The following is a 20,145-nucleotide window of genomic DNA, read 5'->3' as shown; positions in this document are numbered from 1 at the left end:
ACCTGGCGCACGGCACCCCGGTGCTGGCGGCGGGCGGCATCGGCGACGGCCGCGGCCTGGCGGCGGCGCTGACTCTCGGCGCCGCGGGCGCCATGATCGGCACCCGGTTCGAAGCCACTCACGAGTCGCTGCTCAGTGCCGCCGAGTCGAAGGTCATGCTGAAGGCGACGGCCGAAGACACCACCACCGGCCGCGCCATCGACATCGCTGCCCGGCCCCTCGAAACGCGGTGGCCGGCTACGTATCCGGCGCGGACGCTGCGCAGCGTCTTCACCGACCAGTGGCAGGACCGGGACGCCGAACTGGACGCGGATCCCAAGGCGCAAGAGGAGTTCCGCGACCGGGCGGCCAAGATGGATCTGGACTACGTCCCTATCTGGGCCGGCGAAGCCCTCGACCTGATCGATGAGCTCGAACTGGCCGCTCCCCTGGTACAGAAGATCGCCCATGATGCCGAACAAGCTCTGACCCGAGCCCACACCTACATCCGCTGATGCCCGAAGGCGACACCGTCTGGCATACCGCAGCAGTGCTCCGCGAGGCACTGCAGGGAAAGACGCTGACGCGCTGCGACATTCGCGTCCCGAAGTTCGCGACCGTCGACCTCAGCGGACAACAGGTCGACGAAGTGCTCAGCCGCGGCAAGCACCTGTTCATCCGCACCACCGGGGCCAGCATCCACTCGCACCTCAAGATGGAGGGCAAGTGGCAGGTCAACACCAGGCCCAGAAGGCCGGATCATCGGACGAGAATCATCCTGGAAAACAACGACATTCAAGCGGTGGGCACCGAGCTCGGCACCTTGGAGATTCTCGAAAGAGACCACGACCAAGACGTCGTCAAACACCTCGGACCGGATCTCCTTGGCCCGGACTGGGATCCACACAGAGCAGCACAGAACCTCACCCAGGACCCGGAACGTCCACTGCACGAAGTGCTGCTCGACCAACGCAACCTGGCCGGCGTCGGCAACGTCTATGCCAACGAGCTGTGTTTCATCGTCGGCCGCCGCCCCACGGCCTTGGTCAGCACAGTGAAAGACCCGCTGCGACTGGCGCAGCGGGCCCGGGACATGTTGTGGTTGAACAGGAACAGGTGGAACCGGACTACAACGGGCGATACCCGACCCGGCCGTCAACTCTGGGTGTACGGCCGGGCCGGGCAAGCGTGTCGCAGGTGCGGGACGCTGATCGAATCAGGCGACCGAGACCGGCTCGCGAACCTCGGGAACCTCGCTGACCGGATCACCTTCTGGTGCCCGCTTTGTCAGCCATGAGTCCGGCAGGGCCAGGCGGCAGATCTTCTTGACCACCGAGAAGAACTGCGTGTGGAGCGGGCCGGAGTTGTAGGGCAGGTCGTACTTCTCGCACAGCGCCTTGACCTCCGGGGAGATTTCCGCGTAGCGGTGCGCCGGGACGTCGGGGAACAGATGGTGCTCGATCTGGAACGACAGGTTGCCGCTGAAGATGTGGAACCACTTGCCGCCGGACAGGTTTGCCGAACCCAGCAGCTGGCGGTAGTACCACTGGCCGCGGGTCTCCGCCTTGGTCTCCTCGATGGTGAACTCGTAGGTGCCCTCGGGGAAGTGACCGCAGAAGATGATGGCGTACGACCACACGTTGCGCATCAGGTTGGCGGTCATGTTGCCGGCGAACACGAACGGCAGGAACGGTCCGGCGAGCAGCGGGAAGGCGACGTAGTCCTTCAGCGTCTGGCGACTGACCTTGGCCCACATCTCACGCAGCATGTCCTTCTTGTCCCGCAGCTTGATCTCGCCGGAGCGGATCCGCTCGGTCTCCAGCTCGTGCAGCGCGACGCCGTACTGGAAGAACACCATCAGCAGGAAGGCGTAGACCGGGTTGCCCAGGTAGTACGGGGTCCACTTCTGGTCTTCGCTCATCCGCAGCACGCCGTAGCCGATGTCGCGGTCCAGGTCGACGACGTTGGTGTAGGTGTGGTGCATGTAGTTGTGCGAGTGCCGCCACTGGTTGGACGGGCAGGCCGAATCCCACTCGAAATTCTGGCCGCGCAGCGCCGGGTCGCCCATCCAGTCGTACTGGCCGTGCATGACGTTGTGGCCGATCTCCATGTTGTCGAGGATTTTCGACAGGCCGAGCATCACGGTGCCGACGGGCCACGCCGGGGGCAGGAACAGCAGCGCACGGCCACCGATCTCCAGCTTGCGCTGCATGGCGATGATGCTGCGGATGTAGTCGGAGTCACGGTCGCCGAGGTCGGCGAGGTGGCGCTCACGGATGGCGTCGAGCGCGCGACCGAAGTCGTCGAACTGCTCGGCGGTCAGGGTGTTGGGACGTTGAGCCATGGGTTCGTCTCCTTGAGTGCGTGGGCTGGTGGGGTGGTTCAGAGATCGATCTGGACGTCGCCGCACGGGGCGGTCACGCAGATTTCGATGATTTCGTCGGGGGCGGTCGAGACCGCGCCGGTGATCAGGTTCTTCACGGGGCCGCTGATCTTCGTGCGGGTGCAGGTGTGGCAGATACCCATCCGGCAGCCGCTGGTCGGGTTCAGGCCGGCGGCTTCAGCCTGCTCGAGGATGGAGCGACCGTCGTCGACGATGTCGACGTTGCTCTCGGTGAAGGCGATGTTGCCACCCGACGCCTCTGTCGGGACGGCGATGACCGGGGGCACGAAGCTCTCGGACTGGGCACCCGGCAGCAGGTCCTTGACCGCGTCGACCAGGGCCGGCGGGCCACAGACGAACACGGCATCGGGGTCGGGCATTGCGGCCGCCAGGTGGTCCGACCCGAAGTGGCCGCTCAGGTCACCGCGGTTCGACCGGGTGAAGCTGTGCAGCACCTTCACGCCCGGGGTGGCCGCCAGCTCGGTGGCGTAGGCAGCCTCTTCGGGGTTGCGGGCGTAGTGGATGAACGCGACCTCGCCGTCGTAGTTCTCCTCGCGCAGGGTGCGCAGCATCGACAGCACCGGCGTGATGCCGCTGCCGCCCGAAACCAGCAGGATGCGACGCGGTCGAACGGTCGGCATCACGAAGTCGCCGCCGACGGAGTCGAGGTGGACGACCATGCCGGGCTCGGCGTGCTCGTACAGGTGGGTGGAGACCAGGCCGCCGTCGTGCAGGCCGACGGTCAGCTCGATGACCGGGCTGCCCTCGGAGTTGGCCGGCGAGTAGCACCGGGTGCGGCGGCGGCCGTCGATCTCGACGGTCAGGTTGATGTGCTGGCCGGCTTTGAAGCCCTGCCAGGCGTCGTTGGGCTGCAGCGTCAGGGTCACGCTGCGCGGCGTCTGCCGACGGACCGCGACCACCTTGGCGCGGGCATCGTTGACAGTCCAGGTGCGGTCGAAAACCTCGGTGTACCGGTCCACGCCGTGCGGGCCGGTGAGGATGCCAACCAGGGCGGAGCGCCGAACTCGGCGGCTCAAAGTTTCGGTGAACATGTGTACACAGTGACCGATTCCAAGCGTTCGCGTCAAGACTTAAAGCGCAGTTTGTTGCTGGGATCACACAGTGAACATCTGTATGCTTGTGCCATACACAAGCGTTTCAATCTGCGGCAATGCCACGCTGTGTAAACTTTGTTCGGTGAACAGTCGTACCCCTGGTTCACGCGACCGGAGGTCGAGCCGCTCATCAAGCTCTCGCGTCCAGGACAACCTGTCGCGCGAAGAGCGCAAAGAAGCAACCCGCCGCGCCATCATCACGGCTGCCCTCACACTGCTCGAAGAGGACAGCTTCAGCGCGCTCAGCCTGCGTGAGGTCACCCGCGAGGCCGGCATCGTGCCCGCCGCCTTCTACCGGCACTTCGAGACGATGGATGCGCTCGGCCTGGTGCTCATCGACGAGTCCTTCCGCGCTCTCCGCGAGATGCTCCGCGGTGGCCGCGCCGGCCAGCTCGACCCCAAGCGCTTCATCGAGTCCTCCGTCGACATCCTCTTCAACAGCGTTGCCGAACGACCCGAGCATTGGCGCTTCATCAGCCGGGAACGCAACAGCGGCGTCACCGCGCTGCGCTACGCCATCCGCACGGAAATCCGGTTGATCACCTCGGAGCTCGCGATCGATCTGGGTCGGCTGCCGGGACTCACCACCTGGAGCGCCGAGGACCTGAACATCGTGGCCGGACTGTTCGTCAACACGATGATGACCACCGCCGAGTCCATCGACGACGCCAATGACGCGAAGGCGCTGGACGACGTCAAGCGGACCGCACGCAAGCAGCTGCGAATGATCGCCGTCGGCGTGGCCGGGTGGCACAGCGCCTGAACAAGGCCGCAAACTCGCTCGACGAAAGTGTGGGAATCACCCTCGCTGGTTGCTCCTAGTTGTTGGGAAAGCCATGATGAGATTCCTGCCATTCGCCAGGAGTCAGCTGGGAGCTCGATGTGACCACTGCATATGCGAGGTCGGCGGCAGCCGACGATGACGCCACGCTGGCGCTCGCCGCCGCATCGGGCGACCGGATGGCATTCGCGGCAATCTACGACCGTTACGCCAATCGCTTGTACGACTTCTGCGTCGGCATGTTGCGCGATCGCGACGCCGCCGCGGACTGCGTCCAGGACGTCTTCGTCACTGCCGCCAGTCGGCTCGATCAACTCCGCGAGCCCGACCGGCTGCGGTCGTGGCTGTATGCCGTCGCCCGCAATGAGGCACTGTCGCGAATCCGGGACCGCCGCCGCGAACAGCCCAGCGACGAGCTGCCCGAGATCGTCAGTGGGGAACCGGATCCGGCGACCCTTGCCGCGCGCAGCGAGCTGGCGAATCTGATCAGCGACGCCTGCGGCGGGCTGACCGATCGCGATCAGCTGGTGCTGGAACTGTCCTACCGCCAAGGGCTGAGCGGGCCCGAACTTGCTGACGCACTGGGAGTTTCACCGAGAAACGCCAACACATTGGTCGAGCGGTTGCGCGACACCATCGCGCGGTCTCTCGGCGCGCTGCTAATCTGCCGGCAGGTGCGTACCGACCCGTCCCGGTGTCCCGAACTCGCCGCGATCCTCGCTGATTGGGACGGCCAATTCACCGTACTGACGCGCAAGCGCGCTGCCCGCCATATCGACGGTTGCGCAGTCTGCGAAGAGCAGCGCGCCAAGATGGTCAGCCCCGCCACACTCCTCGGCAGCGCTCCGCTGCTCATCCCAGCGCCCGAGTGGCTCCGCGAGGCCACGTTGGCCCACGCCGGCAACGTTTTGCCCACGACGCCCCGCTCGGCAGCCGGGCCACCCCAAACGGGCAATTCGTGGTGGCCCCCGCATGACGTGGACGTCTCCGACCTGCCGCCGACGTCCGTTGAGAAACCCTCGGCGACAACAAATTCGAGGCCGGGTTATCTGCGGCGCCATGCGATGGCGGTGACCGGGGTGGCCGCCATCGTGGCGGCCGGCGGTGCGGTCTATCTCAGCATGCCCCAGGTCTTCAACGTCGACCCGATGAGCGTCACCGGCCACTCGACTTCATCGTCACCGACATTCCCATCAGTGCCGAACACTCCGTTTGACGCACCGCTCAAGACTGCTCCTCCCAGCCCGACGGGCCCGTCGGGCAACCCCGAGCGGACCGCGCCTCCGGGCAATCCGACGGGACCGATTGAGCCTCCGCCCGTTGAGACTGAACCATCCACTCCCCCAAACAACCCCGCTGCACCGGTAGTGCCTCCGCACCACTCCGGCAACCCAGCTGGACCGGTGCAACCCCCGAGCACCGCGCCGGGCCCGGTCATTCCGCCGCCCAACTCCGGCGGCCCTGTCACGCCCCCGGGCAATTCCGGCGGGTCGACGGCGCCCTCGGGCGGTGACGAGGGGCCGGTCACGCCGCCGAAGTCCGGTCCGGTCGTCGATCCCGGCCCGCCCAAAGGGCCGGTGACTCCGCCGAAATCGTCGAACGGACGGGCGCCTGCTCCCGGCCACGTCCCGCCGCGACAGGAAGGCGGGTCGAACAGCTGCACACCGCCCGCGTGCATCCAGCCCAGCGGTCCACTCGGATAACCCGAAAGCGGCCCGCCATCAGCGATGGCGGGCCGCTTTCGGTTCGGATCTTTCAGTTGACGGTCACCATCGGATGGGGCACGCCGACTGGGTTCTGGAGGTAGACCTGCCTGGTGTAGTCGCCCAGCCAATTGCCGTTGGGGTGGAAACCCGGCGCACCGTACAGCGAGCAGATCTGGTCCATCTCCTTTCCTGGCACGACCTCCAGCCGGTATGCGCCGCGGACCGCGCCCGCCGCGTATGCCCCCGGGTTCGTGAGGCAGGACTGCTTGAAGGCGTCGAACTGGGCGTCCGCCTGTGCCAGCGGGGACAGTGCTGTCGCGCCGGCAGCGATGATGCCGGACGCAATGACGAACTTGGCGGTCGCGACGAGGGCGCGCCTCTGGGTTGATGCGGTGCTGGCCATGATGGTCTCCTTCGACTTACCCGGCCCCGGTGGGCCGCGTTCACCTACTAGGAGCGCGGGGCTGCCGGAATTCCCACACTTTTTCGGGGAGACCTTTGGACGCCGCGAGCGGTCATGAAAAAAGTGTGGGAATCGTCGCGACACCGTCCTCCTACCAGTGAACACAGGCCACGAGGCCAGACAACACAGCTGGAGGAAGCCATGCCACACAACAACACCCACGCACGAAAGCTGCCGCTGATGGCAGTCGCACTGCTGATCGCGACACTGGGGCTCGAGACCGCAGCGACCGCCGGGGCAGTCGACAACAATCAGGGCGAGGGCGGCTTCCTCACCTGCTACAAGGAGATGATCAGCCACGCGCCCCACGATCCGCCCACCCAAGACGATGCCGACGTGGCCACACACGACTGCTGCATCAACACCGGTGGAACGTGGAGTACGGGCGACTATCACCACGGCTTCTGCATCTGGCCGCCCGCCGACTCGCAATCCGGCCACCAAACCAAGCCCCGCCCGACTCCCCTCCCCCGCAGCGCGCCGATGCCGACCCGACAGCTGTCGTGACGGCGCGACGGGGTTAACGTCAGGAACATGCCGCCGCTGTCACTCACCTACCCCCGCCCCGATATCGCTGTGCTGACGCTGGACCGTCCAGAGAAACTCAACGCGCTGAGCTTCGAACTCGTCGAAGCCCTGCACAGCACCCTCGACGACATCCACCGGAACAACGAGTGCCGCGTCGTCGTACTCACCGGCGCCGGCCGCGGATTCTGTTCGGGCCTGGACCTTTCCGACCCCAACCCGTCGGAAGCCGGTGGCGGACTGGAATTTCCGCGTTCGGGCATGCGCTGGCAGGAACGTATCGCCGAGCTGACCACCCGTATCCAGAATCTGCGCCAGCCGGTGATCGCCGCGGTCAACGGGCCCGCGTACGGCGGTGGCTTCGCCATCGCACTGGCCGCCGACATCCGGATCGCCGGGCCGGGCGCACGGTTCTGCACCCAGTTCATCAAGCTGGGCATCGGCGGCTGCGACATCGGGGTGAGCTACACGCTCCCCCGGATCGTCGGTGCCGGGCAGGCGTTCGACCTGATCCTGACCGCCCGGACGGTGGCGGCCGACGAAGCACTGCGCCTGGGGCTGGTCTCACGGCTGTCCGCGGACGACGTCGTCGCCGACGCCCTGGCCATCGCCGAAACCCTCTGCAGCTACGGCAAGTTCGGCGTCGAGTCCACCAAGCAGGTGCTGTGGGCCAACCTCGAAGCCCCCAGCCTGCAGGCCGCGCTGCACGTGGAGAACCGCAGCCAGATTCTCGCCGCCTCAGCCCAGATCGATTTGGCGGCAAAGGCGTTCGGCGACCGATAGGCGGCTATGCCACCAGCGCGGGACTCGCGGGCACGCGCTTCTTCAGTCGCGCCACCCGGTGCAGCTGACCGAAGATGTTCAGCGAGGTCAGCATCGGGATGCCCCCGATGAAGGTGCGAAACGAGGGATGGCCGCCGTGGACCTGCAGCTCGTAGAGGCACCCGACGACGTAGAAGAAGCCCATGGTGAACAGAAGCGCTGGTATCGCGTAAGCGAGCGGTGAGCCGGCGTCGGATACCAGTTCCTTTGCGTAGTCGATCTCGTCCTGCGACATCGGTTGACCTTTACGCACTTTGGCCAGTACCGCTTTGTGAGCACCCACCTGTTCGCCCAATGCAGCAGGTGGGCGCCGCTCCAGACGGCGGACGTACACGAAGACACACGCGAGGAGGATCAGCGCCAGCAGCCCCGCAAGGATGGTGAGACCGCCCCACAGCTCGATGCCCGTCATGCGTCTCCTCCGTGGCTTCGCGCGCCTGCACTTGATCCACTGACCGCGGGGTCCCCGTCCTCCCACAGCAGCAGCTGACGCACCGCCTGGCGTGACCCGTAGGGCTGCAGCATCTGACTGGCCGGGCGTGGCCGCACTTTCAGCGGCCACCAGAACCACCGCCCGAGCAGCACCGCGATGGACGGCGTCATGAACGACCGCACGATCAATGTGTCGAACAGCAGGCCCAGGGCGATCGTGGTGCCGATCTGGCCGAGCACCCGTAGGTCCGCGAACACGAACGACGCCATGGTGGCGGCGAACACCAGCCCGGCCGAGGTCACCACCGCACCCGAGCCGGCCATCGAGCGGATGATGCCGGTGTTGATGCCGGCGTGGATCTCTTCTTTGAACCGCGAGACGAGCAACAGGTTGTAGTCCGATCCCACCGCCAACAGCAGGATGACCGCCAGCGCCAAGACAATCCAGTACAGCTCGATACCGAAGATGTCCTGCCAGATCAGTACGGACAGCCCGAAGGAGGCCCCCAGCGACAGCGCCACGGTGCCCACGATGACCAGGGCGGCGACGATGCTTCGGGTGATGAACATCATGACCAGCAGAATCAAGCTCAGCGCCGCGATGCCGGCGATCATCAGGTCGTACTTGGCGCCCTCCTGAATGTCCTTGTAGGTGGCCGCGGTACCGGCAAGGTAGATCTTCGAGCCACCCAGCGGCGTGCCTTTGACAGCCTGTGCCGCGGCGTGCCTGATGGCGGCGATATGCGAAATACCTGCCGGCGTAGCGGGATCACCTTCGTGGGTGATGATCATGCGGGCGGCCTTGCCGTCCGGGGACATGAACAGCTTCATCCCGCGCTGGAACTCGGGGTTGGTGAATGCCTCCGGTGGAAGATAGAACGAGTCGTCAGTTTTCGACGCGTCGTACGCCTGGCCCAGCGCGGTCGCGTTCTCCAGCGACGCGGCGGCCTGATTGTTCAGACCTGAGTTCGTGGCGTAGTTCGTCATCGTCAGTTCGCGGTTGGTCTGCTGACTGGCGATCTGCGGCGGGATCAACGCAAGCAGTTTCGGTTGCAGCGCATCGAGTTTGGCGATGCTGCCCGCGACATCACCCAGTTGATCGGTCAGGTCGTCGATACCGTCGAGAGAGTCGAACACCGACCGCAACGCCGCACAGACCGGGATGTCGTAGCAATGCGGCTCCCAGTAGAAATAGTTGCGCAGCGGCCGGAAGAAGTCGTCGAAGTTGGCGATCTTGTCGCGTAAATCCTTGGCGGTCGCGACGGTCTGCTGGAATGCCTGGGCCTGTTCGTGGGTGATACCACTGGATTGCTGTTGCAGCGAATACTGTTGGCGCAGAATGTCGATCGACTTGTTGATCACGTCGACCTGCTTGAGCAGGTCGGCGCTGCGAGCCTGCTGAAAGGGCAGGTTGTTGATCTGACCAGCGTTACCGGCGCTGATCAGGAACGGTATCGACGAGTGGTCCAGGGGCGTCCCGAGCGGCCGGGTGATCGACTGCACCTGCGCGACGCCGTCGGTGTGGAAGACGGCTTTCGCCACGCGCTCCAACAGGATCATGTCGGTGGAATTGCGCAGATCGTGGTCGGCTTCGATCATCAGCAATTCGGGATTGAGTCGGGCCTGCGAGAAATGGCGTTCGGCGGCGGCGTAACCGATGTTGGCGGGCGCACTGGCCGGCATGTAGGGCCGGGTGTCGTAGCTGGTCTTGTACCCGGGCAGGGCGATCAGGCCGATGAGGGCCACGGCGACGGTCACCACCAGGATGGGGCCGGGCCAGCGCACGATGGCCGTGCCGATGCGCCGCCAGCCCTGGGTCTGCAGCTGGCGCACGGGTTCGAAGAGACCGAAATGCCGGCCGATGCACAGCATCGCGGGCGCGAGCGTCAACGCGGCGACCACCGCGACGAGAACACCTGTGCCGGCGGGAATTCCGAGACTCTGGAAGTACGGCAGCCGGGTGAACATCAGGCAGAACACCGCGCCGGCGATGGTCAGGCCCGATCCCAGGATGATGTGCGACGTCCCGCGATACATGGTGTTGTACGCGGCGACCCGATCCTGCCCGGCGTATCTGGCTTCGTGGAACCGGCCGAGAATGAAGATCGCATAGTCGGTGCCGGCAGCGATGACCAAGAGCGTCAACAGGTTTGTCGAGTACGTCGACAGCTCGATGATGCCGGCGTTGGCCAGCGAGGCGACGACGCCGCGCGACGCCGTCAGTTCCATCATCACCGTGAAGATCACCATGATCACCGTGGTGAACCGGCGGTAGAGCGAGAACAGCATCACCATGATCACGCCGATGGTGATCAGGGTCGTCTTCAGCGTCCCATGGCGGCCCACCTCGAACTGGTCGGTGATCAGCGGCGCGGCGCCGGTGAGGTACACCTTCAGACCTGTTGGCGGCGGGGTGTTCTCGATGATCCTGCGGACGGAGTCGACGGACTCATTGGCCAGCGACTCACCCTGATTTCCGGCGAGATACACCTGCACCAGTGCGGCCTTGCCGTCGGCGCTCTGCGAACCGGCCGCCGTCAGCGGGTCGCCCCAGAAGTTCTGCACATGCTGGACGTGTTTGGTGTCGGCGGTGAGCTTGTCGATCAGGCCGTCGTAGTAGTGATGCGCGGCAGCACCCAACGGCTGGTCGCCCTCGAGGACGATCATGGCCGAGCTGTCGGAATCGAACTCGTGGAAGACCTTGCCGATCTGCTTCGCCGCCTGCAGCGATGGCGCGTCGGTCGGACTCAGCGACACGTTGTGAGATTCGGCCACCGTCTCCAGCTGTGGCACAAAGACATTCGTGACGACGGCCAGGGCCAGCCAGAAGGAGGCGATGAGCACTGAATACCGCCGGATGAAGTTCGGCACCCGGTTCGCGCTCATCCGGATTTGTCCAGACAGTAGGTGAAGGCGTGCACAGTGTTCACCGTTCTCTCGTCCTTGACGGCGTCATCGATGGTGATGCGGCAGCCGATCGAGTCGCTGTCGCCTTGCGCCTGGAGGTTGACGAACACCGCAGGCTGCGTGGTGGTGGTGTCGTAGGTCCACGGCAACCTGACAGTGTCGGCGCGCTGTGGCCGGGCATCGACGTCCAGGTAGGTGACGGTGGCGACGGTGCCCGGCGGTCCGAAGACCTCCATCACCACATGTTTGGGGTTGAACGGCACGACGTCGTTCACCGCACCGCTCGGGGTCGACGTGACGTCCTGCGACGCGAAGATGCCGTGCAGTCGGTACACCGCGAATCCGGCGACCACGACCACCACCACGGCCACCACATACATCCAGTGCTGACCGAGTCGGCGTCTGATCGAAAACCGCTGCATCCGTGGACCTTTCGCACGGGTGGGCGCGAACTGCGCGGAACGTCTCTGCTGCGTGGCTAATCAAGAAGGTTGACGGTATGACATTAGACCCGCCGGGGCTATAATTCAACACGTAAAGAATTCTGTGAATGGGGAGTCGAATGACCCAGCGAACCTCCCGCGGTGGACGCCGTCCGGGACCTAACGGCACCCGCGAGGCGATCGAGGAAACCGCACGAAAGCTGTTCGCGGAGTTGGGGTACGAGCGGACCTCGCTGCGCCAGGTCGCGTTGCAGGCCGGCGTCGACCCCGCGTTGGTCAGCCATTTCTACGGCAAGAAGCTCGACCTGTTCCTCACGGTCGTCGAACTGCCGGTGGAACCCTCGGTGATCATCGGCCGGGTACTCGACGGCGACAAGGACACGGCAGGACTGCGATTGGCGACGTTCATCCTCGAGGTTCTCGACGACGAGGTCCGGCGACGGCCCATGATCGGCATGGTGCGCGCCGCCACGGCCGAACCAGCGGCGGCGAAGCTGGTGCGGGACTTTCTCGCCCGCAAGATCATTGCACCCATCGCCGAAGGGCTCGGCTCAGCGGACGCCGACTACCGCGCCGCCCTGGTCATGTCGCAGGTCAACGGCTTCGCGCTGGCGCGGTACGTCATCGGCCTCGAACCGCTGGCCAACCGCTCCAACGAGCAGCTCGCCGCCGACCTCGGCGTCACGTTGCAGCGCTACCTGCTCGGCGATCTCGCACCGAGCGCACACTAGAGGAGTCAGACGTGGCTATGCGCTGCGGTCCACGCCGGCAGCGGATCTGCGTACCGCAGCCACGCGCTCGTGCCGTCGGCAATTTCGTCGTCGGTGAGCAGCGCTGAGTCGAGAAGCGCTCGCACCTTGCCGGTTTCGAGGCGGATGCCGATGAAGACGATCTCCTGACCGGGCTCGATCTCGGTGCTCGTCCAGTACTGAGCGGGTTCGATGGTGAGGTTGGGTCCAGCCTGTGACCAGATGGCGGCGATGTTCGGTCGGGTGGCGATCCAGCAGAAGCCCTTGCTGCGCAGCAGTCCTCGCACCTGATCGAGGGCATCGGCGAGGCGCTGCGGATGGAACGGCCGGTCGGCGCGGAACGTCATGCTGCTGATGCCGTATTCCTCGGTTTCCGGCGTGTGCCCATTGGCGATCTCTTCATCCCATCCCGGCGCCTCGGCGGCAAGTTCCGGATCGAACAACCCGGTGTCCAAAACGGTTGCCAGCGGCACGATCCCGTGCTCGGTGCGCTCGATCCGCGCCTTGGGGTTGAGTCGTCGCACGACGGCCTCGACGGTCGCTATCGTCTTGGCGCTGACCAGATCGGTCTTGTTGACCAGGATGACGTCGGCGAACTCGACCTGATCGACCAGCAGATCGGCGATGTTGCGTCCGTCGCCGTCGCCCACCGCCAGATTGCGTTCGGTGAGGGCTTCCCCGCGCGCCAACTCCGGCAGGAAGGTGCAGGCATCGATGACGGTGACCATCGTATCCAGGCGGGCGAGCTCGGACAGCACGAAGCCGTCCTCGAATTCCCAACTGAAGGTGGCGGCCACGGGCATCGGTTCGGAGATGCCCGTCGATTCGATCACGATCTGATCGAATCGCCGCTGGCGAGCCAGATCGGCGACGGCGGTGATGAGGTCTTCACGCAGGGTGCAGCAGATGCATCCGTTGGTGAGTTCGACCAGCTTCTCTTCGGTCCGGTCGAGGTGGCCTTGACCTGCGATCAGGGCCGCGTCGATGTTCACCTCGCTCATGTCATTGACGATGACCGCGACGCGGCGGCCGTCCCGGTTGGCGAGGATGTGGTTGAGCAGCGTGGTCTTGCCGGCTCCCAGGAAGCCTGAAAGCACGGTCACCGGGATGAGATCAGCAGAGGTCGAGGGCATGACCTTAATGGTAATCATTTTCATTAAGGAACGCGAGCCGGCACGATTCCCGCCCGAGAAATAATCCGGACCGTAGTCCGGTTGGACACCTTCAGAGGCCGGAACGCCGGCGCTCGGACCAAGAACAAAGGACAGGCACATGACCACCGCAACCACTCCCCTCGGCGTCGGCACCTGGGCGATCGACACCGCCCACTCCACGGTCGAGTTTTCGGTACGCCACCTGATGGTCAGCAAGGTCCGCGGCAAGTTCGAGAACTTCAGCGGCGCCATCACCGTCGACGCCGACGGCACCCCGTCGGTCACCGCCGAGATCGACGTGACGTCGCTCAACACCGGCAACGAACAGCGCGACGGCCACGTCAAGTCTGCCGACTTCTTCGACGCCGAGAACCACCCGGTGGCGACCTTCGCATCGACCTCGGTTCGGCAGAACGGTGCCTCCTACCTACTGGACGGCAACCTGACCATCAAAGGCAACACCCGCCCGGTCACCTTGGGCCTGGAGTTCAATGGCGTGAGCCCCGGCATGGGCGCCGGCGAGGTCTCCGGTTACGAAGCGTCAGTTGTCATCAACCGCAAGGACTTCGGCGTCGACCTCGACCTGCCGATGGAGACCGGTGGCGCCGTCGTAGGCGACAAGGTCACCATCACCCTCGACATCGAAGCCGTCAAGCAAGCCTGATCAGAAAGGCAACGCCGGGCCGGGTTCCCAAGCCTGTCACCCGGCCCGGCGTTGCCCCATCCCGGTGATGCGGACTCACTCCGGCCAGGCGTTGTTCTCAATGAGGTCAACGAAATTCGTCCGCTGGAACGACGGGTCGAAGTGCGCGAGCACATCGTCGTTCATCGTGCCGAACGTGGTGTCCGGACGATTGACCATGCCGTCGTTGAATGCCCGAAGGATGCGGTTCTTGAAGTCGGGGCGCGGATGCGCCGCCACCACCTCGGCCCGTTGTGCGTCGGTGATCTCGTCCAAACCCATTCCCAGCACATCGGTTTCGACGCCGAGACTCACCACGGCAACCTCGGGTGCCAGGTGGTGCGGCACTTCCGGAGTGGTGTGCAGCGCGATCGCCAGCCACACGTTAGTCGCTTCCTGCTCGGTACGGCCGAAGTCCAACAACAGCTTCCGAGCCATTGCCGCGCCATCGATCTCGAACCGCTGGTGCTTGGTGCCATGCGCCGCCGTCAGGCCCAGGTCATGGAACATGCCGCCGACGTAGGCAAGTTCCGGATCGACCTCCAGCTCGCGCGCAGCCGCTTTCAATGAGCCCCACAGGAACACGCGGCGGGAATGGTTGAACAACGTTTCGTCGGTCGCCTGCCGAACGATCGAGGTGGCCTCCCGGACCAACTCGGTGTCCGGAATCGTCACTCCTGCAATCACTTCAGCCATGATGTGTCACTCCCATCGGGATTAATTGGACACATTCCATTTTGCCCGCCGGCTAGCCGCGGTCACATGGCACAAGCGGCCACGCAGCCCTCAGTTCAGGACACCGGTCAGACGTACTTCTCGTGCACGTAGCACCATCGCCAGTTCTCACCCGGTTCAAAAGACTGCACGATCTCGTGCCCCGGCGTCTGCGCATGAGCGCTCGCGTGGCGCATCGGCGACGAATCGCAACAGCCGACGTGGCCGCACGTCAGACACAACCGCAGATGGACCCAGCGGGTACCGGCCGCGATGCAGTCCTGACACCCCTTCGTCGTCTGCGGGGTGACCAGGCGGACGTGCTTCAGGTGGGAGTCGCCGAAGATGGATGCCACAGCTTCCACGGTAGCCCCGTCGGGTAAGTAGTCCACCTGGCGGCTCCGCCCGAAAGCTGATGAACTAGAGCTTCTTCGGGACTGGGGGCGGACTCTGTGACACAGCACTATGACGTCGTCGTCGCCGGTGGTGGCCCGTCGGGCTCCGCCGCGGCATGGCAGGCGGCGCAGGTAGGCGCCAAGGTGCTGGTCGTCGACAAGGCCGAGTTTCCCCGGGATAAACCGTGTGGTGACGGCTTGACCGCCCGCGCCGTCAGTTATCTGCAGAAGATGGGCCTGGCAGACGAAGTCGCCACCTTCCACCGGGTCAACCGGGTCACGGTGTTCAGCCCGAGTCGGTGGGAGATGTCCTTCCCGAGGCGCCCCGGTATGCCCGATCACGGACATACCGTCAGCCGCACCCACTTGGACAACGTGTTGCTCAGGCACGCCGAGAAAGCTGGAGCGGAAGTTCGCGAGGGCGCCGAAGTGGCAGGACCGGAACTCGATGCCGACGGTCGTGTGGTCGGCGTGGTCCTCAAGACCGGGGAGAAGATCTCGGCAGATGCGGTCATCGCCGCAGACGGTGCGTACTCACCGATCAAGCGCGCGCTGAACATCGAATCGGAGTACAACGGCTACTCGGCCATCGCGATCCGCTCGGAGATGCACGTCAACCGGCCGGACACCGATTCGCTCGACATCTACCTCAAGCTGCAGTTCGAGGGCGATCAGTTGCCCGGCTACGGCTGGGTGTTCCCGATGGGCGACGGCGTGTTCAACATCGGCGTGGGCTATGTCAACTGCTTCCGAAACTGGCACGCGATCAACGCCACCCAGCTACTCGGCGAGTTTCTGCGTTCCCTGCCGCGTGATTGGGACCTGCCGCCGATTGCCGACTTGAAGAAGAGCAAGAGCGTGCGGGCGTGGCGACTGCCGATGGGTTTCACCGCATGGCCACCGTGGCGTCCGGGCGTCGTCTTCACCGGCGACGCACTCGGTGCCGCCAAACCGGTTTCGGGCGCAGGCATCTCGAAAGCGCTCGAATCCGGATTGCTCGCCGGGGAAAGCGTGATCGCGGCCCTGCTGAACGGCGGCCCCGACGATTTCACCAACTACACCCAGCGCTTGGAGGCTGCCTGGGGCAGGGAGTACCGAATGGGCCGCTTCGGACACAAGCTCGCCGGTATCCCTGCCATCCCGAACGCAGGCATCAAGCTCCTCGACAAGGGGCTCGTCCGCGACTGCGCTCTCAGGGTGATGTACGGAAAATCGCACGGTCCCCTGCATACATACTGACAGCTGGCTGCGGCCCTACCTCGGTGTCCCGCCACCGTCGACGATGACGACCTGCCCGGTGATGTAACTGCCTGCGCCCGAACACAACAGCAGCGCCGCGCCCACCAATTCATCGGGGTTGGCCAAACGCTTCAACAGGGTGTTGGAGGCCATCGCGTCGATGGCTGACTGCGGGTTGTTGCGCACCATGTCGGTGTCGACGGGGCCGGGCGCGATGGCGTTGACGCGGATGCCGTCGGCCGCGAAACCGGCCGCCATCGACCGGGTGAACGACAGCAACGCCGACTTGCCCGCGGCATACATCGACACGAACGGCGCGAACTGGAACGCGCCGATCGACGACATGTTCAGCACCGCCGCGGCCGGGCTGGCCTTCAAGTGCGGCAACGCTTTCTGCACCAGGAACACCGGACCACGCAGGTTCGAGTCGTACGACTTTGCCCACGCCTCGGGCGTCATCTCCCCCAGCGGCTGGGCGAGCGCGTTGGCCGCGTTGTTGACCAGGACGTCGATGCCACCGAACTCCGCGACGGTGGCCGCCACCAGCCGGTCGAGATCGTCCAGGCTGCCCATGTTGGTGGGCACGCCGATCGCCTTTCCACCCAGACCGCGCAGGTGCTCGGCCGCAGCCCCGCACGCGTCGGGCTTGCGGCTCGCCACCACCACATTCGCACCGGCCAGCACGAACCCCTCGGCCATCGCGAGGCCGATGCCGCGCGTCCCGCCCGTCACGATGACGGTGCGGCCGGTCATGTCGAACAGGCGGTCAAACGTGCTGCGGTCCATGGCTAGCAGTAGAACACAGGGGTTGGACGCGTTGACCCGGCCCACTCCACTGAGCGGGCACGGCGCCACCGAACCGGTCTCGGCGTGTCCTGCCCGGGGTGCCAGCTCTGTTGTGACACTTGCGGTTTGGACCCGTCAACTTTCCTGCGCGAGTTGTGTGGAGACAGCTCCACGGCGCCGCCGTTCCCCCGATCTAGGGCCCAGCCGCCAACGTCCGCTGACTGACGAACTCCCGCTCAACCCCGGTCACCGGATCGGTGAACGCCAGCCGGTGGGCCAGCAGCTGCAGCGGCGTCGAGAAGTCCCCGGCGGCGACATCAAGCACCGTGGGATACAACGGATCCCCGTCGATGGGAAGTCCGAGCGAGTTCATGTGCACCCGCAGCTGGTGCGTACGGCCCGTCGACGGCGTCAGCTGGAACAACCCCGAACCCAACGGCGCGACCGCCGTCACCGCGTTCACGTCACCGGGCTCCACGACGGCCTGTAAAGACCCGCGCCGCTTCACAATTCGGTTGCGCAACTCGACGGGCTCGGCCAATGTCCCGGCTGACGACCGGGCCAGATACGTCTTGGACACCCCACCTGAGGCGAACATCGTCTGATAGGCCCCGCGCACCTCGCGCCGCGCCGTGAACACCAGCACGCCCGCCGTCAGCCGGTCCAGCCGGTGCGCAGGCGAGAGCTCCCACAAACCCAAGGCTCGGCGCAGCCGCACCAGGGCCGTCTGCACCACGTGCCCGCCGCGGGGCATGGTCGCCAGAAAGTGCGGTTTGTCGATTACGACGATGTTCTCGTCGCGGTACAGCACCGGCACGTCGAACGGCACGACGACCTCGTCGGGCAGGTCCCGGTACCAGTAGATGAACGCGCCGGCGGGCAGCTCGGTGACCTGGTCCACGACCGACCCGTCAGCGCAAACCACTTCGCCGGCAAGCACTTTCGCGGCTGCCTCATCGCCGAACCGGGACCGCAGCTCGGCCAGCACCGGCCCACCGTGCAGCCGTAGCCGGGAAGGCCCGATCCCCTCGTATCCGGGACGGACAGGCAGGCTCAATCGAGCGGCACCGGCTCGAGAATCTCCGCACGGGATTCCGGAGCCGCGGCGCGCAGCGCGTCGGCCGATTCGTCGTCGGGCTGGGTCTGCGACAGCACCTCGGCCTCGACGCGCGCCAGGTAGGTCGCGACCTCACGGTCGATGTCCTCGGCACTCCAACCCAGCACCGGCGCAATGACTTCCGCGACCTCGCGGGCGCAGTCCACGCCGCGGTGCTGGTACTCGATGGAGATTCGCATGCGGCGCGCCAGGATGTCCTCGAGGTGCAGCGCACCCTCGGCCGCGGCGGCGTACCAGGCTTCGACCTTCAGGTACACCGGCGCCTCGGTGATGGGCTCCAGCAGCTCGGGGCGGTCGGCGGCCATGTCCAGCACCTCGCCGATCAACGAGCCGTAGCGGTCCAGCAGGTGCCGCACCCGGTAGGGATGCAGGCCGTAGTGCTGGCCGACGTGTTCGGTCTGGTTGATCAGCGCGAAGTAGCCGTCGGCGCCGAGCAGCGGGACCTTCTCAGTGATCGACGGCGCCACCCGCGTCGGCACGAACTCGCTGGCCGCGTCGATGGCGTCCTCGCCCATGACGCGGTAGGTGGTGTACTTGCCGCCGGCGATAGCCACCAGGCCCGGGGCCGGCACCGCGACCGCGTGCTCGCGGGACAGCTTGGAGGTCTCCTCGCTCTCGCCGGCCAGCAGCGGGCGGAGGCCCGCGTAGACGCCGTCGATGTCGTCATGGTTGAGCGGAGTGGCCAGCACCTTGTTGACGTGCCCGAGGATGTAGTCGATGTCGGCCTTGGTCGCCGCCGGGTGCGCCAGGTCCAGGTTCCAGTCGGTGTCGGTGGTGCCGATGATCCAGTGCGTGCCCCACGGGATCACGAACAGCACCGACTTCTCGGTGCGCAGGATGATCGCCACCTCGCTGACGATCCGATCCCGCGGCACGACGATGTGCACGCCTTTGGAAGCGCGGACCCGAAACCGCCCGCGCTGCTTCGACAGCGCCTGAATCTCGTCGGTCCACACGCCGGTGGCGTTGACCACGACGTGGCCGCACACCTCGGTCACCGCACCGGTCTCGGAGTCGCGGATGCGGACGCCGGTGACCCGGTCACCTTCGCGCAGCAGCGCCACGACCTGGGTCGAGGTGCGGACCACCGCGCCGTAGTGCGCCGCGGTGCGGGCGACCGTCATGGTGTGCCGCGCGTCGTCGACGACGGTGTCGTAGTAGCGGATCGCGCCGACCAGCGAGCTGCGCTTGAGCCCGGGCGCCAGCCGCAGCGCCCCGGCCTTGAGCAGGTGCTTCTGCGCGGGCACCGACTTGGCGCCGCCCAACTGGTCGTACAGGAAGATGCCGGCGGCGATGTACGGGCGTTCCCAGATCCGCTTCGTCAGCGGGAACAGGAACGGCAGCGGCTTCACCAGGTGCGGCGCCAAGGTGGTCAGCGATAGCTCGCGTTCATACAGCGCTTCCCGGACCAGACCGAACTCGAGCTGCTCCAGGTAGCGCAGGCCGCCGTGGAACATCTTGCTGCTGCGGCTGGAGGTGCCGGAGGCGAAGTCCCGCGCCTCGACCAGGGCGACCTTCAGCCCGCGCGTCGCGGCGTCCAGCGCCGCGCCGGCACCGACGACGCCGCCACCGATCACGATGACGTCGAACTGCTCGGAACCCAGCCGGTTCCAGGCGGTCTCGCGCTGCGCGCGGTTCAGCAGGGTCTGCCCATTGCCTGGACCGGGAATCGGGTCACTCACGGCGGAACTCCTCGTGGTTACTCGTCGGTAGGCCTTGCATGGTCGAGCCTACGTGGTCGGCCCCGGTTCGT

21 protein-coding genes are annotated in these 20,145 nt (G+C 65.8%); 9 read left to right on the top strand and 12 right to left on the bottom strand.

Features of this window, described 5'->3' with window-relative positions:
* Together TL10_RS18275 and nei2 are read left to right on the top strand one after the other, a co-directional pair.
* Positions 1 to 494: nitronate monooxygenase (locus TL10_RS18275; RefSeq protein ID WP_043986717.1), on the top strand; the 494-nt coding region annotated here is incomplete at its 5' end.
* Positions 494 to 1,276 carry an endonuclease VIII Nei2 gene (gene nei2 / locus TL10_RS30235; RefSeq protein WP_082067992.1) on the top strand — a complete coding sequence of 261 codons (783 nt, stop codon included), beginning with the start codon at positions 494 to 496 and terminating at the stop codon, positions 1,274 to 1,276. The genes TL10_RS18275 and nei2, both read left to right, overlap by 1 nt.
* Here nei2 and TL10_RS18265 read toward each other — a convergent pair.
* Together TL10_RS18265 and TL10_RS18260 are read right to left on the bottom strand one after the other, a co-directional pair.
* Complete coding sequence (locus TL10_RS18265; RefSeq protein ID WP_043986714.1) at positions 1,196 to 2,323, bottom strand: fatty acid desaturase family protein; 1,128 nt, start codon at positions 2,321 to 2,323, stop codon at positions 1,196 to 1,198. The two genes, nei2 and TL10_RS18265, sit on opposite strands and share 81 nt — an antisense overlap.
* 38 nt (positions 2,324 to 2,361) lie before the next feature.
* Entirely contained in the window at positions 2,362 to 3,414 is a 1,053-nt protein-coding gene (locus tag TL10_RS18260; protein WP_043986713.1) for a ferredoxin reductase, read from the bottom strand.
* 145 nt (positions 3,415 to 3,559) lie between these two features.
* Here TL10_RS18260 and TL10_RS18255 point away from each other — a divergent pair, with 145 nt between their 5' ends.
* Both TL10_RS18255 and TL10_RS18250 read left to right on the top strand, forming a co-directional pair.
* A complete protein-coding gene (locus TL10_RS18255; protein ID WP_043986712.1) occupies positions 3,560 to 4,240 on the top strand; it encodes a TetR family transcriptional regulator in 681 nt (226 codons plus the stop codon).
* 119 nt (positions 4,241 to 4,359) lie between these two features.
* Positions 4,360 to 5,961 (top strand): RNA polymerase sigma factor, encoded by a 1,602-nt coding sequence (locus TL10_RS18250; RefSeq protein WP_043986711.1) that lies wholly within the window; start codon positions 4,360 to 4,362, stop codon positions 5,959 to 5,961.
* A 52-nt stretch (positions 5,962 to 6,013) separates the two neighbouring features.
* Here the strand turns inward: TL10_RS18250 and TL10_RS18245 are convergent, their stop codons facing one another.
* Entirely contained in the window at positions 6,014 to 6,367 is a 354-nt protein-coding gene (locus tag TL10_RS18245; protein WP_043986710.1) for a hypothetical protein, read from the bottom strand.
* A gap of 201 nt (positions 6,368 to 6,568) precedes the next feature.
* Here TL10_RS18245 and TL10_RS18240 point away from each other — a divergent pair, with 201 nt between their 5' ends.
* Both TL10_RS18240 and TL10_RS18235 read left to right on the top strand, forming a co-directional pair.
* Complete coding sequence (locus TL10_RS18240) at positions 6,569 to 6,934, top strand: hypothetical protein (protein WP_043986709.1); 366 nt, start codon at positions 6,569 to 6,571, stop codon at positions 6,932 to 6,934.
* A gap of 27 nt (positions 6,935 to 6,961) precedes the next feature.
* Positions 6,962 to 7,735: an enoyl-CoA hydratase/isomerase family protein gene (locus TL10_RS18235; protein WP_043986708.1), complete on the top strand. Its 774-nt coding sequence runs from the start codon at positions 6,962 to 6,964 to the stop codon at positions 7,733 to 7,735.
* A gap of 4 nt (positions 7,736 to 7,739) precedes the next feature.
* Here the strand turns inward: TL10_RS18235 and TL10_RS18230 are convergent, their stop codons facing one another.
* From TL10_RS18230 to TL10_RS18220, 3 genes are read right to left on the bottom strand one after another with little or no spacing between them, the layout of a single operon-like run.
* Positions 7,740 to 8,186, bottom strand: a complete 447-nt coding sequence (locus TL10_RS18230; RefSeq protein WP_043986707.1) for a hypothetical protein — start codon at positions 8,184 to 8,186, stop codon at positions 7,740 to 7,742.
* A complete protein-coding gene (locus TL10_RS18225) occupies positions 8,183 to 11,092 on the bottom strand; it encodes an MMPL/RND family transporter (RefSeq protein WP_043986706.1) in 2,910 nt (969 codons plus the stop codon). Before TL10_RS18225 ends, TL10_RS18230 begins: the two co-directional genes overlap by 4 nt.
* Positions 11,089 to 11,535 carry an MmpS family transport accessory protein gene (locus tag TL10_RS18220; protein ID WP_110789126.1) on the bottom strand — a complete coding sequence of 149 codons (447 nt, stop codon included), beginning with the start codon at positions 11,533 to 11,535 and terminating at the stop codon, positions 11,089 to 11,091. Before TL10_RS18220 ends, TL10_RS18225 begins: the two co-directional genes overlap by 4 nt.
* A 140-nt stretch (positions 11,536 to 11,675) precedes the next feature.
* On the opposite strand from TL10_RS18220, the gene TL10_RS18215 reads away from it, so the two are divergent.
* Positions 11,676 to 12,287: a TetR/AcrR family transcriptional regulator gene (locus tag TL10_RS18215; protein WP_043397554.1), complete on the top strand. Its 612-nt coding sequence runs from the start codon at positions 11,676 to 11,678 to the stop codon at positions 12,285 to 12,287.
* Positions 12,288 to 12,292: 5 nt separating this feature from the next.
* Here the strand turns inward: TL10_RS18215 and TL10_RS18210 are convergent, their stop codons facing one another.
* Positions 12,293 to 13,438 carry a GTP-binding protein gene (locus TL10_RS18210; protein ID WP_043986705.1) on the bottom strand — a complete coding sequence of 382 codons (1,146 nt, stop codon included), beginning with the start codon at positions 13,436 to 13,438 and terminating at the stop codon, positions 12,293 to 12,295.
* A gap of 139 nt (positions 13,439 to 13,577) precedes the next feature.
* On the opposite strand from TL10_RS18210, the gene TL10_RS18205 reads away from it, so the two are divergent.
* Positions 13,578 to 14,123: a YceI family protein gene (locus TL10_RS18205; RefSeq protein ID WP_043986704.1), complete on the top strand. Its 546-nt coding sequence runs from the start codon at positions 13,578 to 13,580 to the stop codon at positions 14,121 to 14,123.
* Between the two features lie 75 nt (positions 14,124 to 14,198).
* Here TL10_RS18205 and TL10_RS18200 read toward each other — a convergent pair whose 3' ends face one another.
* Together TL10_RS18200 and TL10_RS18195 are read right to left on the bottom strand one after the other, a co-directional pair.
* Positions 14,199 to 14,837, bottom strand: coding sequence for an HD domain-containing protein (locus TL10_RS18200; RefSeq protein ID WP_043986703.1), 639 nt, complete (start codon positions 14,835 to 14,837; stop codon positions 14,199 to 14,201).
* 107 nt (positions 14,838 to 14,944) lie between these two features.
* Positions 14,945 to 15,211 carry a UBP-type zinc finger domain-containing protein gene (locus tag TL10_RS18195; protein ID WP_043986734.1) on the bottom strand — a complete coding sequence of 89 codons (267 nt, stop codon included), beginning with the start codon at positions 15,209 to 15,211 and terminating at the stop codon, positions 14,945 to 14,947.
* 96 nt (positions 15,212 to 15,307) lie between these two features.
* Between TL10_RS18195 and TL10_RS18190 the strand changes: the two genes are divergently transcribed.
* Positions 15,308 to 16,489: a geranylgeranyl reductase family protein gene (locus tag TL10_RS18190; RefSeq protein WP_043986702.1), complete on the top strand. Its 1,182-nt coding sequence runs from the start codon at positions 15,308 to 15,310 to the stop codon at positions 16,487 to 16,489.
* Positions 16,490 to 16,504: 15 nt separating this feature from the next.
* Here the strand turns inward: TL10_RS18190 and TL10_RS18185 are convergent, their stop codons facing one another.
* The 3 genes from TL10_RS18185 to TL10_RS18175 form a co-directional block, all read right to left on the bottom strand.
* A complete protein-coding gene (locus tag TL10_RS18185; protein ID WP_043986701.1) occupies positions 16,505 to 17,275 on the bottom strand; it encodes an SDR family NAD(P)-dependent oxidoreductase in 771 nt (256 codons plus the stop codon).
* Positions 17,276 to 17,468: 193 nt separating this feature from the next.
* Positions 17,469 to 18,332, bottom strand: a complete 864-nt coding sequence (locus TL10_RS18180) for a pseudouridine synthase (protein ID WP_082067991.1) — start codon at positions 18,330 to 18,332, stop codon at positions 17,469 to 17,471.
* Positions 18,329 to 20,074 (bottom strand): glycerol-3-phosphate dehydrogenase/oxidase, encoded by a 1,746-nt coding sequence (locus tag TL10_RS18175; RefSeq protein ID WP_043986699.1) that lies wholly within the window; start codon positions 20,072 to 20,074, stop codon positions 18,329 to 18,331. Before TL10_RS18175 ends, TL10_RS18180 begins: the two co-directional genes overlap by 4 nt.
* Between the last annotated feature and the right edge of the window lie 71 nt (positions 20,075 to 20,145).

The organism is Mycolicibacterium llatzerense (assembly GCF_000878195.1).
GTDB classification, from domain to species: Bacteria; Actinomycetota; Actinomycetes; order Mycobacteriales; family Mycobacteriaceae; genus Mycobacterium; species Mycobacterium llatzerense.
Note: the sequence above shows the minus strand (reverse complement) of the source record. Positions and strands in the feature narration are given on the sequence as shown.